This is a genomic window from Sutterella sp. AM11-39, from assembly GCF_003472385.1.
GTDB classification, from domain to species: domain Bacteria; phylum Pseudomonadota; class Gammaproteobacteria; order Burkholderiales; family Burkholderiaceae_F; genus Duodenibacillus; species Duodenibacillus intestinigallinarum.
This window is the reverse complement of sequence record NZ_QRLV01000008.1, coordinates 50,009-69,366: the sequence shown is the minus strand read 5'-3', so window position 1 is coordinate 69,366 and position 19,358 is coordinate 50,009. Positions and strand designations below refer to the sequence as shown.

The 19,358-nt window shown below is 56.8% G+C and carries 12 protein-coding genes; 7 read left to right on the top strand and 5 right to left on the bottom strand.

The annotated features are described in order from the left end of the window. Positions 1–57: 57 nt before the first annotated feature. The 5 genes from DW133_RS07515 to dapC form a co-directional block, all read right to left on the bottom strand. Complete coding sequence (locus DW133_RS07515; protein ID WP_118276037.1) at positions 58–1,962, bottom strand: ABC-F family ATP-binding cassette domain-containing protein; 1,905 nt, start codon at positions 1,960–1,962, stop codon at positions 58–60. 60 nt (positions 1,963–2,022) lie between these two features. Continuing rightward, positions 2,023–2,922 carry a 50S ribosomal protein L3 N(5)-glutamine methyltransferase gene (gene prmB, locus DW133_RS07510; protein WP_118276036.1) on the bottom strand — a complete coding sequence of 300 codons (900 nt, stop codon included), beginning with the start codon at positions 2,920–2,922 and terminating at the stop codon, positions 2,023–2,025. Beyond that, positions 2,922–4,055: a succinyl-diaminopimelate desuccinylase gene (gene dapE / locus DW133_RS07505; protein ID WP_118276035.1), complete on the bottom strand. Its 1,134-nt coding sequence runs from the start codon at positions 4,053–4,055 to the stop codon at positions 2,922–2,924. Before dapE ends, prmB begins: the two co-directional genes overlap by 1 nt. Positions 4,056–4,061: 6 nt before the next feature. After that, positions 4,062–4,883: a 2,3,4,5-tetrahydropyridine-2,6-dicarboxylate N-succinyltransferase gene (gene dapD, locus DW133_RS07500; RefSeq protein WP_118276034.1), complete on the bottom strand. Its 822-nt coding sequence runs from the start codon at positions 4,881–4,883 to the stop codon at positions 4,062–4,064. Positions 4,884–4,976: 93 nt separating this feature from the next. Continuing rightward, positions 4,977–6,194 carry a succinyldiaminopimelate transaminase gene (gene dapC / locus DW133_RS07495; protein WP_118276064.1) on the bottom strand — a complete coding sequence of 406 codons (1,218 nt, stop codon included), beginning with the start codon at positions 6,192–6,194 and terminating at the stop codon, positions 4,977–4,979. A 180-nt stretch (positions 6,195–6,374) separates the two neighbouring features. Here dapC and smc point away from each other — a divergent pair, with 180 nt between their 5' ends. The 7 genes from smc (at position 6,375) to DW133_RS07460 (ending at position 19,336) form a co-directional block, all read left to right on the top strand. Then, complete coding sequence (gene smc, locus DW133_RS07490; RefSeq protein WP_118276033.1) at positions 6,375–9,890, top strand: chromosome segregation protein SMC; 3,516 nt, start codon at positions 6,375–6,377, stop codon at positions 9,888–9,890. A 55-nt stretch (positions 9,891–9,945) separates the two neighbouring features. Further along, complete coding sequence (locus DW133_RS07485) at positions 9,946–11,106, top strand: hypothetical protein (RefSeq protein WP_118276032.1); 1,161 nt, start codon at positions 9,946–9,948, stop codon at positions 11,104–11,106. A gap of 83 nt (positions 11,107–11,189) precedes the next feature. After that, positions 11,190–13,334 (top strand): NAD-dependent DNA ligase LigA, encoded by a 2,145-nt coding sequence (gene ligA, locus DW133_RS07480; protein ID WP_369907945.1) that lies wholly within the window; start codon positions 11,190–11,192, stop codon positions 13,332–13,334. A 153-nt stretch (positions 13,335–13,487) separates the two neighbouring features. Continuing rightward, positions 13,488–13,739, top strand: coding sequence for a 30S ribosomal protein S16 (rpsP, locus tag DW133_RS07475; RefSeq protein WP_118276031.1), 252 nt, complete (start codon positions 13,488–13,490; stop codon positions 13,737–13,739). A 276-nt stretch (positions 13,740–14,015) separates the two neighbouring features. Next, a complete protein-coding gene (rimM, locus tag DW133_RS07470) occupies positions 14,016–14,540 on the top strand; it encodes a ribosome maturation factor RimM (protein WP_118276030.1) in 525 nt (174 codons plus the stop codon). A 15-nt stretch (positions 14,541–14,555) separates the two neighbouring features. Beyond that, the gene (gene trmD / locus DW133_RS07465) at positions 14,556–15,308 is read left to right on the top strand and encodes a tRNA (guanosine(37)-N1)-methyltransferase TrmD (protein WP_118276029.1); all 753 of its coding nucleotides are present in this window, start codon (positions 14,556–14,558) and stop codon (positions 15,306–15,308) included. A 221-nt stretch (positions 15,309–15,529) separates the two neighbouring features. Beyond that, a complete protein-coding gene (locus DW133_RS07460; RefSeq protein ID WP_118276028.1) occupies positions 15,530–19,336 on the top strand; it encodes an autotransporter domain-containing protein in 3,807 nt (1,268 codons plus the stop codon). The last annotated feature ends 22 nt before the right edge of the window (positions 19,337–19,358 follow it).

Here is a 19,358-nt window from a genome sequence, read left to right as displayed (position 1 = left end):
CGAGCAGCGCTTGTCGGGCGATCTGCTCGTTTTTTTCCAAAAAACGAGAGATTAGCGTCAGACGCAGGCTTCGATTTGTTCGGAAACCTCGAGCCACTGAGCTTCAAGCTCTTCGAGAACGCCGGCTGCTTCACCGCGCCGGCGCGTGACGTCGGCTACGGTTTCAGCAGGCGTCTTTTCGTACCATGCGGTGTCAGCAAGCTGTGCGTCTAGCGAGGCAAGCTCTTCGCTGACCTTGCCCATTTCCTTTTCCACCTTGGCGAGCTTCGCGAGAAGCGGCTTTTTGAGTGCCGCAATGCGGTTGCGCTCAAGAGCTTCGAGTTTGCGTTGTTCTTTGCGATTGATTCCTGCAGAAGCTTGCTGCGGAGTCACGGGCTTGTCGGCTGTCTGCGACAGCTTTCGGTGCTGCAGAACAAAAGCCGCGTAGTCGTCGAGGTCACCGTCGTATTCGGTCACGGCGCCGTCGTGCACCAAAATGAGCTTGTCGCAGACGCTGCGCAGAAGATGGCGGTCGTGTGAGACGAGCAGCAAGGTGCCTTCAAAGGAAGAAAGCGCCACGGTGAGCGCTTCGCGGGTGGCCATGTCCAAATGGTTGGTCGGTTCGTCCAAGACGATCAGATTGGGCTTGTCCCAGACAATCAGAGCAAGAGCCAGGCGAGCTTTTTCGCCGCCCGAAAGAACGCCGATCAAAGTGTCGACCTTGTCGCCCGAAAAGCGGAATTTTCCGAGATGGTCTCTTAGCTGCTGTTCACGAACCAAGAGGGCTTTTCGCTTCATGACGTCAAGAGGCGTTTCGTCGGGATCGAGTGCTTCGAGCTGATGCTGAGCAAAGTAGCCGATCTGAAGTCCCTGGCCGTCGCGCACCGTGCCGTGCAGAGGTTCGAGCTTTCCGACGAGCGTCTTGATGAGCGTGGACTTGCCCGCGCCGTTGACGCCGAGCACACCGATGCGTTCGCCCGAGCGGATACAGAGATTGACGCCGCTTAGAACGCGGTTCTCACCATAGCCGGCCGCAACATCTTCAAGGGTTACCAGCTGCGTGGGCATGCGTTCGGGCTGTTCGAACGCAAAGCGCCAGCTGGTGGCGCTGCGCACGGGTTCGACGACTTCGAGACGCTCGAGCATCTTGATGCGCGACTGTGCCTGACGCGCCTTCGTGGCCTTGTAGCGGAAGCGCTCGATGTAGCTTTTGAGGTGAGCGGCCGTACGCTCATAGGCTTTGCGGTTGGCCTCCTGCAGGCGCAGGTTCTGGACGCGCTGCATTTCGTAGAACGAATAGTTGCCGCCGTAGCGCGTGATGGTACCGTCTTCAACAGCCCAAGTCGTCTGCACGGCACGATCGAGAAACTCTCGGTCGTGGCTGATGATGATGACAGTGCAGGTCAGACGCTTGAGCCAGGCTTCAAGCCAGATGAGACTGTCGATGTCCAGGTGGTTGGTGGGTTCGTCCAAAAGCAGCAGCTGTGCCGGGTTAATGAGACAACGAGCCAAAGCCAGGCGATTGCGCCAGCCGCCCGAGAATTCACGCACGGTACGGTTTTCATCCCCTGGCAGAAAGCCCAGACCGTTCATGATCGTGAGCGCCTGGGCCTTTACAGCGCCTTCGTTGATTTCCGCCAGATGTGCGGCGGCCGCAGCAATGCGCATGTCGTCGCCGCTTTCGTGTGCGGCGAATTGCTCAGCTTGGGCCGCCACGAGCGGAGCGTGGCCTTCAAGCACGTACTGCAACGCTTCGCGATCGGTCTCTTCCACGCTCTGCGCGACTTCGGAAACCAGTTCCGGCACGTCGATGGTGCCCGATTCAGGACTCAGTTCGCCCAGAATGGCGGCAAAAAGCGACGATTTGCCGCTTCCGTTCTCACCGACGAGCGCAATGCGCTCGCCGTCGGAGGCGACCAGATTGACGTTGTCGTACAGCGTACGCGTGCCGCGCACAATCGAAAGGTGTTGGAGTCTGAGCATGGAAACAATTTCAGGGCGCGAGAAAGCCGCGCCCTGACAAACATTGGCAAAAGTGTCGGCTTACAGGTGCTGAAGGTCTTCGGCGCGCACGGCAAAGACCATGTCTTCTTCTTCTTCGGTCGAAAGCCACGTGACGGGCAGTTCGGGCCAGATAGCCTCGAACGCTTCGCGGCCGTCTCCGATTTCAACGATGGCTACGCCGTTTTCCGTCAGGTGTTCTTTGAGCGCGGGCATGAAGCGGCGCATGAAGTCCATTCCGTCGTCTCCGGCTTCCAGAGCCAGCGCCGGTTCGTGACGGTATTCGGCAGGGAGCTCTTCCATGGCTTGTTGCGTCACGTATGGAGGATTGGAGATGATGAGGTCGAACTTGCGCTTGCCCAGATGCGAGAAGATGTCGGTCTGGACAAGTTCCAGCGTGTCGTCAAGGCCGTACTTCGAGCGGTTGATTTTGGCGACTTCGAGTGCATCGGCACTGATGTCGGCGCCCGTGACCTGCGCTTTGGAAAATGCCATCTGCGCGAGGATCGCAAGGCAACCGCTGCCGGTGCACATGTCCAACACCGTGTGTACGTTTTCAGGCTCAACCCAAGGCTCGAGCCCTTCTTCAAGAAGTTCGGCAATGTAGCTGCGCGGAATCAGCACGCGCTCGTCCACATAGAAGGGGTGTTCGGTGAGCCAGGCCTCGTGCACGAGATACGGCGCGGGGACCTTGTTGTGCACGCGAGACTCGATGTTTTTCAGAACTTCCCAGAGCTCGTCCTGCGTGAGGTGCGCATTCCAGAAGGCTTCGAGGCGGTCAAACGGAAGCTTGAGGGTGCGCAGCACAAGAAAAGTGGCTTCTTCCCAGTAGTCGGCCGTGCCGTGCCCGAGACTCACGTCAAAGCGCTCCATCTCGCTCATGGCCCAGCGAACCACGTCGCAGACGGTGTGCAGTTCGGTCGGATATTGATGATGAGACATCAGAAGTTCTCCAAATACGCTTTAGCGGTGCGGTAGTAGATTTCGGCGAGCGCTTCGAGTTCGTCGATGCCCGCACATTCGTTGACGCTGTGAATCGTTGCGTTGATAGGCCCGAATTCTACGGTTTCGCGGCTGATGCTGCTGATAAAGCGCGCGTCCGAGGTACCGCCGCTGGTTGAAAGTTCGGGCCTCACCCCCGTGACGTCGGCAATGGCCTGTGTCAGCTTTTGCGTCATGCTGCCCGGATTCGTTACAAACGGTTCGGCGCTGCGCTTCCATTCAAAGCGCGCGTCAATTGTGTATTTGGCGGCAAGATCCTCGATGGTCTTGATGAGGCGCTCAGCCGTCCACTCGGTGTTGAATCGAATGTTAAAGAGCGCCGTGAGTTCTCCGGGGACCACATTGACGGCGCCAACGCCGGCCTGAATGTTGGAAATCTGGAAGGTGGTCGGACCGAAGTAGTCGTTGCCCTGATCCCATTGCTTAGCAGCGAGTTCGGCAAAAAACGGTGCAGCTTCGTGAATGGGGTTGCGCGCCAGATGCGGGTAGGCGACGTGTCCGGCCTTGCCCCGAATCGTGATTTTTCCGTTTAGAGAACCCCGACGACCGTTTTTGATCGTGTCACCGAAAAACCTCGAGCAAGAGGGTTCGCCAACGATGCAGGCGTCAATCGTCACACCTTCATCTTTGAGCTTTTGTACCACACGTTTGGTACCTTCATATCCGTCGCCTTCTTCGTCAGAAGTGATCAGAAAAGCAAGCGTTCCCGGATGATCCGGTTTTTCCTGAACCAGACGCGCAAAGGCAACGGCGGCTGCCGCAACAGATCCTTTCATGTCGGCTGCGCCGCGGGCGTAGAGCTTGCCATCTCGCACGGTCGGCTCAAAAGGAGGCGTTGTCCATAGGGCAGGATCGCCTGCCGGAACCACATCAACGTGTCCGGCAAAGACGAATAGGGGCGCGCCGTTGCCGTGCGTGATCCAGGCGTTGGTGGTGCCGTTGGGCGTGCGTTCGATTTCAAACGCAAAACCCGAGGGCTCAAGCGCTGCTTGCAAAACGGCCATGCATCCTGCTTCGTCGGGCGTGACCGAGGGGCGGGCAAGCAGCTTTTGGGCTAGATCAATGACGGGCATGACCGATCAGTCGCGCAGCAGATCGTTGATGGAGGTCTTGGAGCGGGTCTTGGCATCGACGCGCTTGACGATGACGGCGCAGTTGAGGTTGTAAGTGCCGTCCTTGCTCGGCAACGAGCCCGGGACGACCACGGAACCGGCCGGCACACGGCCGCGCAGGACTTCGCCCGTTGTGCGGTCGTAGATCTTGGTTGACTGACCGATGAAAACGCCCATGGAAATCACGGAGTTTTCTTCGACGACCACGCCTTCGACGATTTCGCTGCGCGCGCCGATGAAGCAGTTGTCCTCAATGATCGTGGGGCCGGCCTGCACGGGTTCGAGAACGCCGCCGATGCCAACGCCGCCCGAGAGGTGGCAGTTCTTGCCGACCTGAGCGCAGGAGCCCACGGTGGCCCACGTATCGACCATCGTGCCAGAGCCCACGCGTGCGCCGACGTTTACGAAGGAGGGCATCAGCACGGCGCCCGGTTCAATGAAGGAGCCGTAGCGGGCGATGGCGCCGGGGATGGCGCGGATGCCGGACTCGGAAATCTTCTGGCCGTCGTTGTCGTGGAACTTCACGGGCAGCTTGTCGTACCAGGTAAAGGGACCGGCCTTCATCACTTCGTTGGGCATCAGACGGAAACTCAGAAGAACTGCCTTCTTGATCCACTGGTTCGTAAGCCACCCTTCGGCGGTCTTTTCTGCCACGCGCATCGAGCCGTTGTTCAGGCCCGCGAGCACGCTCATGATGGCTTCACGCTGATCGGTAGCGATCGTTTCGGCATTCCACTGATCGCGGCTGTCCCATGCGGATTCGATAATGGAGGTAAGTTCCTGAGTCATTTCTTGTGTTCCTTTCAAAGGTTGGCGCACTTGCTCGCGTACCGAGCCTCCCTGCGCGCCGTTTGTTAAAAAATCGGTTTTACGGATGATAGGTCACTTGCGCGATAGAGCAAAGTTGCGGATGCGCTCTGCCGCTTCGCCGATGCGCTCGGGCTCGGCAACCAGTGCGATGCGCACGTAGCCTGCGCCCGGGTTCATGGTTGAGCCGTCGGCAAGTGTCACGTTACGCGACAGGTAGGAGCCCGGCAGCACCGTGACACCCGTCTGACGATAGAGTTCGCGAGCAAAGACTTCATCGTCTTCACCGACGTTGGCCCAGAGGTAGAAGCTAGCCTGCGGCATGGGCGCGTCAATCACAGAGTTCAGAATGGGTTGCGCGACGGCAAATTTTTCACGATACAGACGGCGGTTTTCCACGACGTGCGCCTCGTCGTTCCAGGCAGCAATTGAAGCGGCCTGAATCATCGGGTTCATGGCCGAGCCGTGATAGGTGCGGTAAAGAAGGTAAGAGGCGATGAGCGAGCGGTCACCGGCCACAAAGCCACTGCGCAGACCCGGCGCATTGCTGCGCTTGGAAAGGCTGTTTAATACGATGATGTTTTTCAGATCGGTTCGGCCGCAGGCTTTGGCCGCCGTCATGGCGCCGATCGGAGCGTTGCCTTCTTCGAAATAAATTTCGCTGTAGCACTCGTCGCTTGCTATGACAAAACCGTATTGATCCGAAAGAGCAAAGAGTTTTTTCCAGTCGTCCAAATCAAAGACGGATCCCGTCGGGTTGCCCGGAGAGCATATGTAGACAAGCTGAGTTTGAGAAAGTGTTTCGGGACTCAATACGGACAAATCGAGTTTGTAGCCGTTTTCGCGCGTCAGCGGCAAGTACACGGGATCGGCTCCGGCCAGAAACGTTGCGCCTTCGTAGATCTGATAGAAGGGAACGGGCATCACGACTTTGGCGCCGCCTTTGACGGTCGGGTCGACAAGGCATTGGACCAGACTGAAAAGGGCTTCGCGGGTGCCGAGCACCGGCAGGATTTCGGTCGCGGGATCCGGGGCCAGCCCGTAGCGGCGTTCGCACCAGGCGCTGATGGCTTCACGCAGGGCAGGGTTGCCTGCCGTGCCCGGGTAGGAGCTCATGAGCGAAATGTTCTGAGCAATCGCTTCGCCAATGCACTGAGGAATCGGATGACAGGGTTCGCCGATGCCGAGCGAAATCGGCTTGAGTTTGCCTTCGGCCGGAACAATTCCCTCGAAGAGTTTGCGCAGTCGGGCAAAAGGGTAGGGGCGGGTGCGAGAAAGTCCGGGATTGGGCACGGGAGAATCCTTTGTAAAAGAAGAGGCCTTAGTGAAAAACGGCGCGGGCACATCCAAAAAATTATAAGGTGGCTTTTGCCTTGAAAATGCGCGGTGACGGTACAATCCGAACACAAGCGCCGCATGTTTCTTTTTCAGGCGCTTTCTTTTTTGTTGGCATCCTTTTTCACTTAACAAACCGTGCGTCTAAAACAGCTTCGCATTTCCGGCTTCAAGAGCTTTGCCGATACCACCGTCATCGAATTTCCGGGGGCGGTGGCCGGTATTGTCGGCCCCAATGGCTGCGGCAAATCCAATGTGATTGACGCCATCCGCTGGGTGCTGGGCGAAGCGCGCGTCTCCGAATTGCGCGGCTCGACGTCCATGAGCGAACTCATTTTTTCGGGTTCGGTGAATCGTCCGGCATCTTCCCGCGCTTCGGTCGAACTGGTGCTCGACAACTCCGACGGCACGATCAAGGGGGCCTGGGGGCGCTATACGGAGCTTTCCGTCAAGCGCGTCGTCACGCGCGACGGCAGCAATGCGTACCTCATCAACAATCAGCAGGTGCGCCGCCGCGACGTGCAGGACATCTTCATGGGCACCGGCCTGGGGCCCCGCTCCTACGCGATTATCAGCCAGGGCATGATCAGCAACTTCATCAAGGCCAAGCCTGAGGAGCTGCGCGTGTATCTGGAAGAAGCCGCCGGCGTGAGCAAGTACAAGGATCGTCGCCGTGAAACCGAAACGGCGCTGGCCGGTACGCGCAACAATCTTGAGAAGGTCAGCTACCTGCAGGAGACGAAGCGTACCGAAATCGAGCGCCTGACGGCCGAAGCCGAAGTGGCCGCTCGATGGAAGGAACTCACCGGCCAAAGGGATACGGCGGAACTCTTGTGGTACTTCCTGCAGGAGCAAGATGCGGGAGCGGCGGTCAATAAGGTCAACGCGCAGATTGCGGCGCGTGAAGCCGATTTGCTGCAGGGAAGAGGCGAACTGCAAAAACTTACAACGCAGATTGATGCTTTAAAGGAAGAGGCCCGCGTTAGGCGCGAAGCGGCTGACAAGGCGCGCGAAGCGGCTTGGCAGGCCAATGCCCGCGTCACTGAACTCGAAGGGGCGATTGCACGCATCATTACGGAAAAGGATTCGCTTGCCCGCGAAATCGCCAATGCGGCAGAGAGCATTGCACGACGCCGCAACGAACGGGATACCGCTTTGAGTCGGTTGGCCGAACTCGCCGCCAAGGAGCAGGAACTGCGCGAAAACGCTGAGGCCATGACCGAAGAGTGTGCGGCCGCTCAGGAAAGCGCACTGGAACTTCAGCAGGAATGCGAGGAGAAAAAAGAGGCTTACGAAAAGGCCCGACAGGATGCTGCCGCACATGAAAAGCGAATGGAAGTTCTAAACGTCCAGATGCAGGCTTTGACGCGTGAATTAAACGACGTTGAAGCGCGGCTGGAAGCGATCGAAGCCGAGCGCCGATCGGGGCAGGCGCCCGATGAAGAGCGCTTTGCCGAGCTTTCGGCGCTGATTGAAGAGACGCAGGCGCAGTTTGAAGAACTGACGGCAACGGTTGAGGAAAAAAAGACCGAGCTTGAGTTGTCTCGCAACGCCAACGATGAGACCCGTGCTCAAAAGGAACGCCTGAGTGCGATTCACGCCCGTACCGTAGCTCGACTGCAGGCGCTTGAAGCGCTGCAGCAAAAGTCTCAGGCCGAAGGCAAGCTTCCGGCATGGCTCGGCAAAATGGGACTCTCCCAAGCCGCGCGTCTTTTCGAAAAGATTACGGTTGAAGACGGTTGGGCCGTGGCGCTCGAAGCGGTGTTAAGCGCCAAAGCAGGGGCGCTCAACATGAGCGTTCTCGAACGAGCGGCCGGTTTTGAATACGATCCGCCTCCCGCGCGCCTCGTGTTTTACGGTGAGCCCAAGGGGCAGACGGCATCTCTGCCTAAGCTTGCCAAACCGCTTGCCGAAAAAGTCGCCTCGGACGACCCTAAGGTAAAAGGGGCGCTCGAGGAATGGCTTGCCGGCGTTTATGTCACCGATACGCTCGATGAGGCGGTGGCTCGACGCTCGGAACTTGCCCGTGGCGAGCGTTTTGTCACGCCAAAGGGCCATATTGTTGACGCGATTTCGATCAGCTTCTGGGCTGAGGAGAGCGAAAGTGCCGGCGTCATGTCTCGGGCGGCCGAAATTCGCACGCTTTCGGAACAGTCCACACGCGAGCGCGATGAGCTCGATGCGATTGACGAAAAACTGGTGGCTCAGCAGGGGGCCCTGAAAGTGGCTCAAGCGCAGGCTGCCGAAACGAGCCGCGCGGCCGATGCAAGCCGCAACGAGCTGCACATGCTGCAGGTCGAATATTCGGCACTGTCCGCCGCCATTGATGCCTGGCGTGAAAAGAGCCGTCGAACGGCCGATCAGGAAGCCGAACTGAAAATGCGTCACGAAGAACTCATGGCGCAGCAGGAAGAGACGGATGCGGCGTTCGAGCAAGCTGATCAGACGCTTGCAGAGGTTCAACAAAAGACGCTTGACGCCAAGGTGGCGCTTGAAGAGGCTGAACACGCTTCGTCGGCTCTGACGGAAAAAGTCAGAAGTCTGGAAAGTCAGATCGAACTCATGCGCGTGCAGTTGCAGACCAATCAGGAACGCGTGCGCGATGCGAAGGAGCGACAGAGCGGAGCCGACGAGGAAATTGAAAATCTGACGGCGCATATGGAAGAACTGGCCGCTCGCCGCGAAAGCCTGGACGAGACTGCCCAACGCGAGGGGCTGTCGCGCGTGCTTGAGGAACTCAACGGCAAAAACGAAGCGCACAAGGCGGCCGAGGCTGAGTGCGCCCGAGCCGAAGAGGAACTTGAAGCCGCACGCACCCGCAATGCGGATTTGAACGCCGCCCAGACGCCGTTGCTGCAGGAAATCGCGGACCTCAAGGTGCGCCGAGAAAGCTGGATTACGCAAAGCGCGGTCTTTACCGAGCACTTGGATGCCGCTCAGGCCGATCGTCAGGCGCTGGCGTTGCAGGTGCAGGAAGAGGGGTTGCGCGCGTCCACGCTCAAGAGCCGCGTTTCGCGCCTAAACGAAGCCATTGCCGCGCTGGGAGCGGTCAACCATGCCGCGCTTGAGAACCTTCAGGAAAGCCGCCGCGCGATGGAAGAAACCGAACGACAGGTGGCGGACTTGGAAGAAGCCATCGCCAACCTGGAAGCAACGATTCGCAAGATCGATGCCGAAACCCGAGAGCTGTTGCGCACCACATTTACGGAGGTCAACAAGAACTTCCGGGAGATGTTTACGGGGCTTTTCGGCGGCGGCAGTGCCGAACTGCGGATGAGCGGCGAAGAGATTCTGGAAGCGGGCGTCGAGGTGTCGGCTCAGCCGCCGGGCAAGAAAAACGCCAGCGTCAAACTGCTTTCGGGCGGAGAGCAGGCAATGACGGCCACGGCGCTCGTCTTTGCCATCTTCAAACTCAACCCGGCTCCCTTCTGTTTGCTTGACGAAGTCGACGCACCGCTCGATGAAGCCAATCAGGATCGACTGGCCCGTCGCATCCTGCAGATGAGCAGCAACACGCAGTTCATGATGATTACGCATCACCGAGTCACGATGGAGCATTTGCGAACCCTGGTCGGCGTTACCATGAAAGAGCCCGGCGTTTCTCGTGTCGTATCAGTGGATGTGGAGCAGGCCTCCGAGATGGCAGCCCAATAAAACGGTCTCTTGCACTACAATTTCCGATTGTTCAAACGTTAACGGAGTCAGGCGCATGCCTAATATTGAACCCCTGTACATAGCTATTTTCATTGCGATTGTCATTGGTGTCGTCTGGTACTTCCAGCATAAGAAAGACAAGCACGCACAGGAAGTTGGCGACAATCTGCTCAAGAAAGCCGCGGGCGACAAACGCAATGCAGGCGCTCTTTCCGACAATGCATCCGTTGACGAGGAGTCGGTGCCGGTACTTACGGCTGCCGATGAAGACCCTGAGGCTGCGGCAGGAGCTGCTGCCGCGGTTTCCACTCAGCCGCTCGAAGAAACCGTTTCGGTGCCGGTTCAGCAGCCGGCTGAACCCGTTGCGCAACCGGTTGTGTCCCAGGATGCCCTGCGCGCGCCGACCGTTCAGCGCCGCAAGCCGGAAGTGGATCCGGCGGTAGAAGCCGTGATCAACATCACGCCGCTTGACGGTTCTTTCGATATTCGCCTGCTCAAGCAGCGCATTGCCGATATTGAGGCTGAACCTCTTCTGAAGGATCTCGTGCGCGTTCAGTGCTTCGACAAGGTCAGCGGCCTGTGGTACGACGGCGCCGATCGCGTGACCGAGTGCACGCAGATTTATCTTTCGATGCTGCTTGCCAATCGTTCGCGCTGCGTCGATCAGCCGACGGCTTCGAAATTCATGATTCATGCCGAGCAGTTCGCAATCGAACTCAAGGGAGAATCCGAAACGCCCGACTCCAACGAAATGATTCAGGGCGCCGAGCGCATCCAGCGCATCATTCAGGCCTTTGACAAGCGCCTGTGCGTTAAGCTCGTGGCCGCCAAGGACATCGGAGAGGAAGAGCTCGACGCTGCGGCCAAGGCTTGCGGCTTCGTGAAGGAAAGCGATCGATATCAGAGGTACGTGCCCGGTATTTCGACGGCTGTCTTCCATATCCTGCCCCCGCAGGCACTCGGCAACGAAATCGAGCTTTCGTTCGAAGTGCCGCTGATGGCGCCCGCTTCCGATCCCCTGAGCCAGTTCTTTGCGATTGCCAACGATCTTTGCTGCCGAATCGACGCCGTGATGACGGATGCTTCGGGCAATCCGATTGGCTCGCGCGCTGCAAGCCGCATCGAGTCGGCTCTCAAGGGCATGCACAACACCATGGCCGAGCATGGCGTTCCCGCCGGTTCCCGCCGTGCCTGCCTGATTTTCTCGGCTGACTGACGGCCGAGGATTTTGCGGTACAAAGAGCCTCCGGCGCCGCTTGCTCCGGAGGCTTTTTCAAGTTGAAAAAAGGAAACAAGACCGTGACGGACGACCGTTTTGATGGGCCCGACGCAGAAGTGCGCACACGCATGCAACAGTACGCCGAGCTGTTGGATCGGTGGAATTACGAGTATTACGTATTGGACAACCCGTCCGTGCCGGACGCCGAGTACGACCGAATTTTCCGGGCTTTGAGCGAGCTCGAAGAACGCTATCCGCAGTTGAAGTCGGCTACGTCCCCGACCTTGCGTGTGGGCGGAGAGGTACGCAGCGATCTCACCAAGGTGCGTCACGCAGTGCCCATGCTTTCCATCCGAACCGAAACGGATTTCACAGATGAGGGCGCTCTGGCCTTTGACGAGCGCGTGCGCAAGGAATTGGGGCTCAACGAAACGGACGCGGCGATTGTCTATGACGCGGAACTCAAGTTTGACGGGCTTGCCGTTAATCTTCGATACGAAAACGGCGTTCTCGTGGGCGCGCAGACGCGTGGTGACGGAACCTTTGGCGAAGATGTGACGGCCAATGCCCGCACGATTCGTTCCATTCCGCTGCGAATCGATCCGAAGCTTGCGCCCGCAGTGCTCGAGGTGCGCGGCGAAGTCATCATGCACAAAGATGACTTTGAAAAGCTCAACGAAAAGCAAAAGGAACTTGGAGAAAAAACGTTCGTCAATCCCCGCAATGCCGCAGCCGGTGCCTTGCGTCAGCTTGACAGCCGCATCACGGCGCAGCGTCCGCTTCATTTCTACGCCTACGGTACGGGGGAGGTGAGCGACGCAGAATTCGCTCAGTCCATGACCGAACTTTTTGCAAAGCTCACAGAGCTGGGCTTTCCGGTAGCCGAACAGCGCCGCACGGTTCGCGGCGCGCAGGCGCTTGCCGAGTTTCATCGCGACGTGTTGGCGCACCGCGCTGAACTGCCGTTTGAAATCGATGGCGTCGTCTACAAGGTCGACTCGTACAGCCAGCAGAGAGCACTCGGATTCGTGGCCCGTGAACCGCGTTGGGCCTGCGCGCACAAATATCCTCCTGAAGAAGCGTTGTCGGTTGTGCAGGCCATTGATGTTCAGGTCGGACGCACGGGACGCGTGACGCCGGTGGCGCGTCTTGTACCCGTCTTTGTAGGCGGCGTGACCGTGAGTAACGCTACGCTGCACAATGAAGACCACATCAAGGAATTGGGGCTTTTGATCGGGGATACGGTTGTGGTGCGCCGCGCCGGAGATGTGATTCCGGAAATTGTGCGTGTGGTGATCGACAAGCGCCCGGAAAACGCACAGCCCTTCGTCATGCCGTCCGTCTGCCCAATCTGCGGCTCTGCCGTGGTGCGTGACGAGGAGGAGAAGGATTCGCGGTGCACGGGCGGACTGGTTTGTCCCGCGCAGCGAAAGCTCTCTTTGGTGCACTTTGCGCAGCGCCGTGCCATGGGTATCGATGGGCTGGGCGAAAAGATGGTCGACATGCTCGTTGAAAAAGAGCTCCTCAAGACGCCGGCCGACATTTATCGATTGACGGTGGAGCAGCTGACGGAACTCGAACGCATGGGGCAAAAGAGCGCCGCCAATCTCATCGAAGCAATCGAAAAGAGCAAGGAAACGACGCTTGCGCGCTTTGTGTTTGCGCTTGGCATTCGTCACGTGGGCGAAGCAAGCGCCCGCGATTTGGCGCTCTTTTTCAGAACGCTCGACGCCTTGCGCAGCGCCACGGTCGAAGACCTCATGCAGGTGCATGATGTGGGCGAGGTTCTCGCGGAGTCAATCCGCGCGTTTTTCGATGAGCCGCACAACAACGCCGTGGTGGACGAACTCATTGCCGAGGGGGTTCACTGGAAACAGGAAGAAGTGCAGGTCAATCCCGAGGTCGCCGGAAAAACGTTCGTGCTCACCGGAACGCTTCCGACGCTTTCGCGAGACAAGGCCAAAGACATGATCCTGTCGTTGGGCGGCAAGGTTTCGGGATCCGTTTCCAAGAAAACCGATTACGTTTTGGCCGGAGAGGCTGCCGGAAGCAAGTTGGAAAAAGCGCAGGCGCTCGGAGTGACTGTAATTGACGAAGCGCGCTTCTTGCAGATGATCGGACCGGGTGTCGGGCAATCTGAGCAAGTGTCTGATGCAAAAGAAAAAACGACCGAAACCGAGACCGCGCGGGAATTGGCGATCGGAGAGACTGGATCTCTCTTCTAAGGCTTGATTTTTTAGGAAATTTGCGCGTAAAATTGCGCCTTTCGCAAAGCGGCTGCGTGCGGCGGTTTTGCGTCCCGTACTTGCCGGTTGGCAAGACGGCAAATTTTGAAAGCGCCTGGTACGGGCGCATTGATTTAAAAGAGGAAAAATACAATGGTTATCATTCGTCTGTCCCGCTCGGGCTCCAAGAAGCGTCCCTTCTACAACATCGTCGTGACCGATTCCCGCAATCGTCGTGACGGCCGCTTCAACGAACGTCTGGGCTTCTACAACCCGATGATCGCCGAAGGCCCGCAGCGCCTGACGTTCAATGAAGAACGCGTGGCTCACTGGGTCAAGAACGGCGCTCAGATGAGCGACACCGTCGCCCGCATCCTCAAGGGTGCCAAGAAGGCTGCCGCCTAATCAGCGACAAGACGACGTAAGACGGAACTTTCAAACGAAGGAAAATTAACCCGACCGTCAGACGGACTGCCTGCGAACCTCGCTGCTTCGGTGCCGTGCCTCTCGTGTCCAAGCACACCCGAATGCGCCGACGGCTATCCTCTTTGAGATGGGTTCGGTATCTAACTCGCAGTACCCGGCGGTTTCCTGATCAAGAATAGTGACGTCTCACCAACGCCGAAGGCGGTCTTTCCGGAAAACGGAGAGGCCGCTTTTTTAATTTCCGATTTTGGTTTTATGTCCGACAACAAAATCCTGACAGTGGGCCGTACCAACGGCGCTTACGGCGTACGCGGCTGGGTTCGCGTGGTGCCTTTTGAAGAACCGGAAATTCTTGCCGCGACCAAGCGCTGGTTCCTGACTGACATCCGCGGCAACACCAAGACGCTCGAAGTCGAGGAACTCAAGGTTCACGGCCAGATGCTCATTGCCCGCATCACTGGCGTTCTCAACAAGGAAGACGCCGATGCTTTGCGCGGCCGCATCGGCGTGCTGCGTGAAGACTTCCCGGAAGCCGGCGAAGGCGAAGTGTGGGCTGCAGACGTGATCGGGCTGCCCGTCGTCAATCAGCAAGGCGTTGAACTCGGACGCGTGACCGAAATCGGTACCAACACCGTGCAGGACATCTTCAAGGTCGAAGGTGGTCCGAAGGTGAACGGCAAGGACGCCGTGTACCTGATTCCCGACGTCGAGCAATACGTGCTGGAAGTGGATCTCGATGAAGGCGTCGTGCGCGTCGATTGGGATCCGTCCTGGATTTAACGAGGAAATTGAATCGTGGCAGCGCGCTTTGACGTCATTACGCTTTTCCCGGAAATCTTCACGGCGGTGAAAGATTTCGGCATCACGTCCCGAGCCATGAAACGGGGACTCTGGAACGTGCATTTCTGGAATCCGCGCGATGTGACGACCGACGTGCATCGCACCGTTGACGATCGTCCTTTCGGGGGCGGTCCCGGCATGGTGATGATGGCCGAACCGCTGTATCAAACGCTGCAGTGCATTCGCGCTTCGGGCAACAACGGCCGCGTGCTCGCTTTTGCTCCGTCGGCAGCGCATTTGACGGACGCACGCGTACGCGCGTTTTCCACGTGTGACGATTTGCAGCTGGTGCTGATTTGCGGTCGTTACGAGGGCATTGACGAGCGTTTCCTGAACACTTGTGTTGATGAACTCATCAGTCTGGGTGACTTTGTGCTTTCAGGAGCAGAACTGGCCGCCTGCGCATTGATTGACGCCATCGTGCGTCAGCTGCCTGGCGCAATCAAGGATTTGTCGGCCTCTGACGAGTCGTTTTCAACGGGGCTTCTGGACGCGCCGCACTACACCCGCCCCGAAGAGTGGCACGGCATGCGTGTGCCTGATGTGTTGCTCACGGGACACCATGCCAACATCGAAAAGTGGCGTCGTGAAAAGAGTCTGGAAGCAACGGTTAAAAACAGACCAGAGCTCATTGGGAAAGCTAGGTCGCAAGGGCTTTTGACCAAGAACGACGAAAAAATCCTCTTGTCGCTGACGTCAGAAAAATAGCAGGAAAGCCGCTTTTTTGCGTTGCAAAAAAGCATCAGCGACACGGGCGTTTATTTCCAAACAAATCAAAAACTCTTTAAAAATCAGCTACTTAATTGAAATTGTCCTGATTGTGGGACGGATACCACAGTTGGCGTTTTCCTGAGAACATCTTGACAAACGGCAAACGGGGGGGGTAGCCTGTTGCACAACTTTAGTCCAACCTAACCAAGGAGTTACGAATGAATCGGACGTTTAAAGTTGTGTTCAGCAAGGTTCGCGGCACGATGGTTGTTGCCAGCGAAGCAGCTGCAACTCCCCACAAAAAGGCTGCCAAGATTGTGATCGCCGCAGCGGCCGCACTCGCAATGGGTACGGTTATGGCTCAGGGCTGGGCCGATCCTGAGGGGATTGAAGAGACCACGGATCGCTATAAGACAGTTGAGGACTTGACGCAGAGCCAGTACAACTATGTTCAGAGTGAAGGTAAGACTGGTTTTGTATCGATTTCCACCGAAGGTGATCACGTCATCGAGGGGAAGGAAATTTGGGTAACGGCAACTGGTAGTGGTACTCAGTCTCACGCGTTGAACGCCAAAGGAACGGGCGTTAAGTTGACCAATACCGGCAAGATTTATATCCAGGCCGGTAAAGACGCTAAGTCCTGGTCCCAAAAAGGCATGATGGCCGGGGGCGGTGCTACTGTCGTCAACGAGGGTGACATTGTCGCTAAGAATGCCTATGGCATGACTGTTGAGACGGGTGTTGCCAGTCACATCGAGAATGGCGTTAACGGTACGATCACCGTTTTAGATCAGGGGGCCGGTATTGAACTTGGTGGAGCTTCGGGCTCGACTGCAGTTAACAATGGCACGATCAATGTTGGTGAAATCACAGAAGTACGCGACAACCTCATCTTTGGTCACGGCGTTTTGATCAATACCAGTGACAACACGTTCGAAAACAATGGCACGATCTCTGCAGAAGGTGAAAATGCTTCTGCTATCGAAGTTAAGGGTGATGCAGATCGTGCCACGGTAATTCTTGGCTCGACTTCCAAGGTTCTCGGAAAAATCCATTTCTCGAACACCGTGGAGGACTCGAAACTTATAGCTGACGGTGCAGTAGATACGATCGACCTTGATTCGGAAGCAGAAGATCTGGAACTTGATATTCGTAATGGTGCAAACATTACCCTCAAGAACGGTAATGCTTCGACTTATGGTCAGGTTAACATTGATGATGGTCGCCTCAATGCATCCATTTGGCAGGATGACAACGAGTTTAAGAATGTCACTGTCAATGAAGACGGCATTTTTAATATTCAGGATCTGAATGCTGGTGGCACCGAGGATCAGGAGCACAATCAAGAAGGTGTGACTCCGCATCACACGTTATTGCTGGCCTTTGAATCTGTCTACAACCTCAACGGTGGCGAGCTTTGGGTTGCCGGTTCAAATTATCAGGATAAGCTCAAGGTTGGCACGGCAGCGACTTCTGGTACGTTGAACATCGTCTCGGGTTCGTACACCTACTCGACTTTGGAAGTAGCAAAGAAGGGTACCGTTAATGTTCAAGGCGGGGAACTTAACGTCACTGATCTCGCATTCTCCGCAGGTAAGGAGAACAATGAAGGCAAGGTTACTGTTGAAAACGGTGGCTCACTGAACATTAATGGATCGTTGACTGCCGGTGGTGCAGCCGAGGGTGCTTTGACAAACGATGGCATCCTGAAGCTCGACTACAAGAACTTTTTCAATCGTACGGAAGACGGACAAGGTTGGACCCCAGAGGACAGCAATATTGACCTTGTTGGCGGTACTGGCGTATTGGACCTTACCGGTTTCACGGAAAGCTACACTCTCGAACGGTTGAAGCAAATCCAGGACCTGTTTGGCGAAGGAATGCAAGTTTCTCTGTCCGAAGGAACGCTTAACCTTGAGGGCGAAGATCTGACCGATACCAAGGCCAGCGGTTTCTACCTTGCTGATCAAGTGGGTCAGGCTGGAAATGGCTCCTTCACGGTTACGGACGAAACCACTCTCGGCAGCATTAATTTCGGTAACTCCGAAACTGCCTCGGTTTCCGGTGCTGGCGAAGGCAAGCTCTTGACGCTTGAGGGCAATGGTTCGGACATCTTCCACTTCGATCCTGAATCCAAGGTTAACGCCGTCAAGGCGACGGATGTTCAACTTGGTTCGTCAGCGTCTTCTTCCGGCAACGTCAACGTTGAGACGCTCGAGGTCTCGGGTACGCTGAATGTTATGGGTAATTACACCGCTCAGAACATTTTGTTGAATGCCGATGCCAATGCAACCGTTACGGGTGGTTTGGATGTCCAGACTTTGTCCGGTGAAGGTACCACGACAGTTGATGCGGGTGTCCTGAAGGTTGGACTGATTGAATCTGATGTTACTTTGACGAAAGATGCTACGTTGGTTCTGGGTACCGTTCCTCCACAGAATCCCAATGCACGTGCCGACGTTGATCAACCCCAAGTCAATGGTAAGGTGATCATTGGTGGCGCCAGTGGCAACGATAACATCCTGACGACGAATCATGCTGCAGGAGAAGCATTGCGCGGTGCTATCAACGACGGCAAGTTCGGCGAAGACACAGAAGCCTTAAATGGCTTCTATGTGGACAAGACCGTTAGTGTTGGAGACACCGGTTACATCGAGATTGGCCAGGTTGGTCCGCGTGGCAAAGGTATTGCTGTAGGTAGCGATGTGGTTACCGTTGTCAATATGGATGCCTTCTCCTCTGGAGATGTTGTCTTCCAGGCTGAGAAGGTGGTATTCAATCCTAAAGGCACGGGTGTTTTGGCAAATCTTTATTCCACCAAGACACTGACTTGGGTTGATGGCACGCTGGAAGCCCCCGGAAATACCAAGGCAGTCTTTAAGTCTTCAAATGCATTCTTGGATGTGCAATTCAAAGACGTTGCAGCTGATCCTGAAGCCGGCACGTCCGAACGCACGGATCTTGTTGTATCCATCAATGACGACGTAACCACGGATGCAGACCTCAGGGGAGCTCTCGGCAGTGTGCTTGCTGAGGGTGCAAACCGTGACAACCAGAAGGTTCTTGCTGCTATCGGTAGCTCTTCCTCCGGATTCGTTGTTGGGGAAGGCAACGACCAGAAGCTCACGAACGACGGTGTCCGTGCAACTAAGGAATACATGGTTGCTCCTGTTACGGCCGGTACCTACAACATGGCCTACGACTCGATGGAATTGATTTCCAACGCGTTGATCCAGCGTAATCTGGATGCCAAGAAGGGCCTCGGTGTTTGGGCTGATGTCTTCTACGGCTCCAACGAGTCCGATTCGCTCTACGGTGATTCCGGCTACAGCTCCGATATCTACGGCGGCATGCTCGGCGTTGACTTCGGCTTCGGTGAAGGCGCTCGCGTCGGTGCTGCTCTCTCGATCGGTAGCGGCGACGGCGACAGCGAAGATTCCGTTTCCAAGTACTCGACCGATTCCGACTTCTGGGGTCTGTCCGTGTACGCCGGCAAGGACTTTGGCGGTTTGACCTTCACGGGCGATATGTCCTACCTGTGGCTTGACAACGATATCGGCGGTTCTGTTGCAGGTGCTTCTGCTTCCGAGTCGCTCGATTCCACGGTCTTCTCGCTCGGTGTTCGCGCCGACTGGAAGGCATACGAAGGCAAGGTTCTGCAGGTTGTTCCGCACGCCGGTGTCCGTTGGGCATCCATTGACGTGGATGACTACCGCGGTCTGAGCATGGACAAGATGAACGTGATCGAAATGCCGATCGGTGTGACGATCAAGGGCGTCTTTGAAACGGCTTCCGGTTGGCAGGTTGCTCCGGAAATCGACTTCACGGCTGCTCCGCAGATCGGCGACACCGAAGTTGAAACGATCATCGGCGACGTGGACGTCATCGACAACGTCTACAACGCGTCGATCGGCGTGAACGCCGGTACGGACGCCGTTCGCTTCGGCCTGAGCTACAAGTATGGCTTTGGCAACGACGGTCGTTCGAACAATACGTTCAACCTGAAGGCTTCCTATCTCTTCTAATCGGAAGAGCATTTTGGCCATC

Excerpts from the sequence above, each read along its gene's own strand:
- DW133_RS07485 (WP_118276032.1), top strand. The coding sequence starts at position 9,946 with ATGCCTAATATTGAACCCCTGTACATAGCTATTTTCATTGCGATTGTC.
- rpsP (WP_118276031.1), top strand. The coding sequence starts at position 13,488 with ATGGTTATCATTCGTCTGTCCCGCTCGGGCTCCAAGAAGCGTCCCTTC.
- dapD (WP_118276034.1), bottom strand. The coding sequence starts at position 4,883 with ATGACTCAGGAACTTACCTCCATTATCGAATCCGCATGGGACAGCCGC.
- prmB (WP_118276036.1), bottom strand. The coding sequence starts at position 2,922 with ATGTCTCATCATCAATATCCGACCGAACTGCACACCGTCTGCGACGTG.
- DW133_RS07460 (WP_118276028.1), top strand. The coding sequence starts at position 15,530 with ATGAATCGGACGTTTAAAGTTGTGTTCAGCAAGGTTCGCGGCACGATG.
- rimM (WP_118276030.1), top strand. The coding sequence starts at position 14,016 with ATGTCCGACAACAAAATCCTGACAGTGGGCCGTACCAACGGCGCTTAC.
- DW133_RS07515 (WP_118276037.1), bottom strand. The coding sequence starts at position 1,962 with ATGCTCAGACTCCAACACCTTTCGATTGTGCGCGGCACGCGTACGCTG.
- dapE (WP_118276035.1), bottom strand. The coding sequence starts at position 4,055 with ATGCCCGTCATTGATCTAGCCCAAAAGCTGCTTGCCCGCCCCTCGGTC.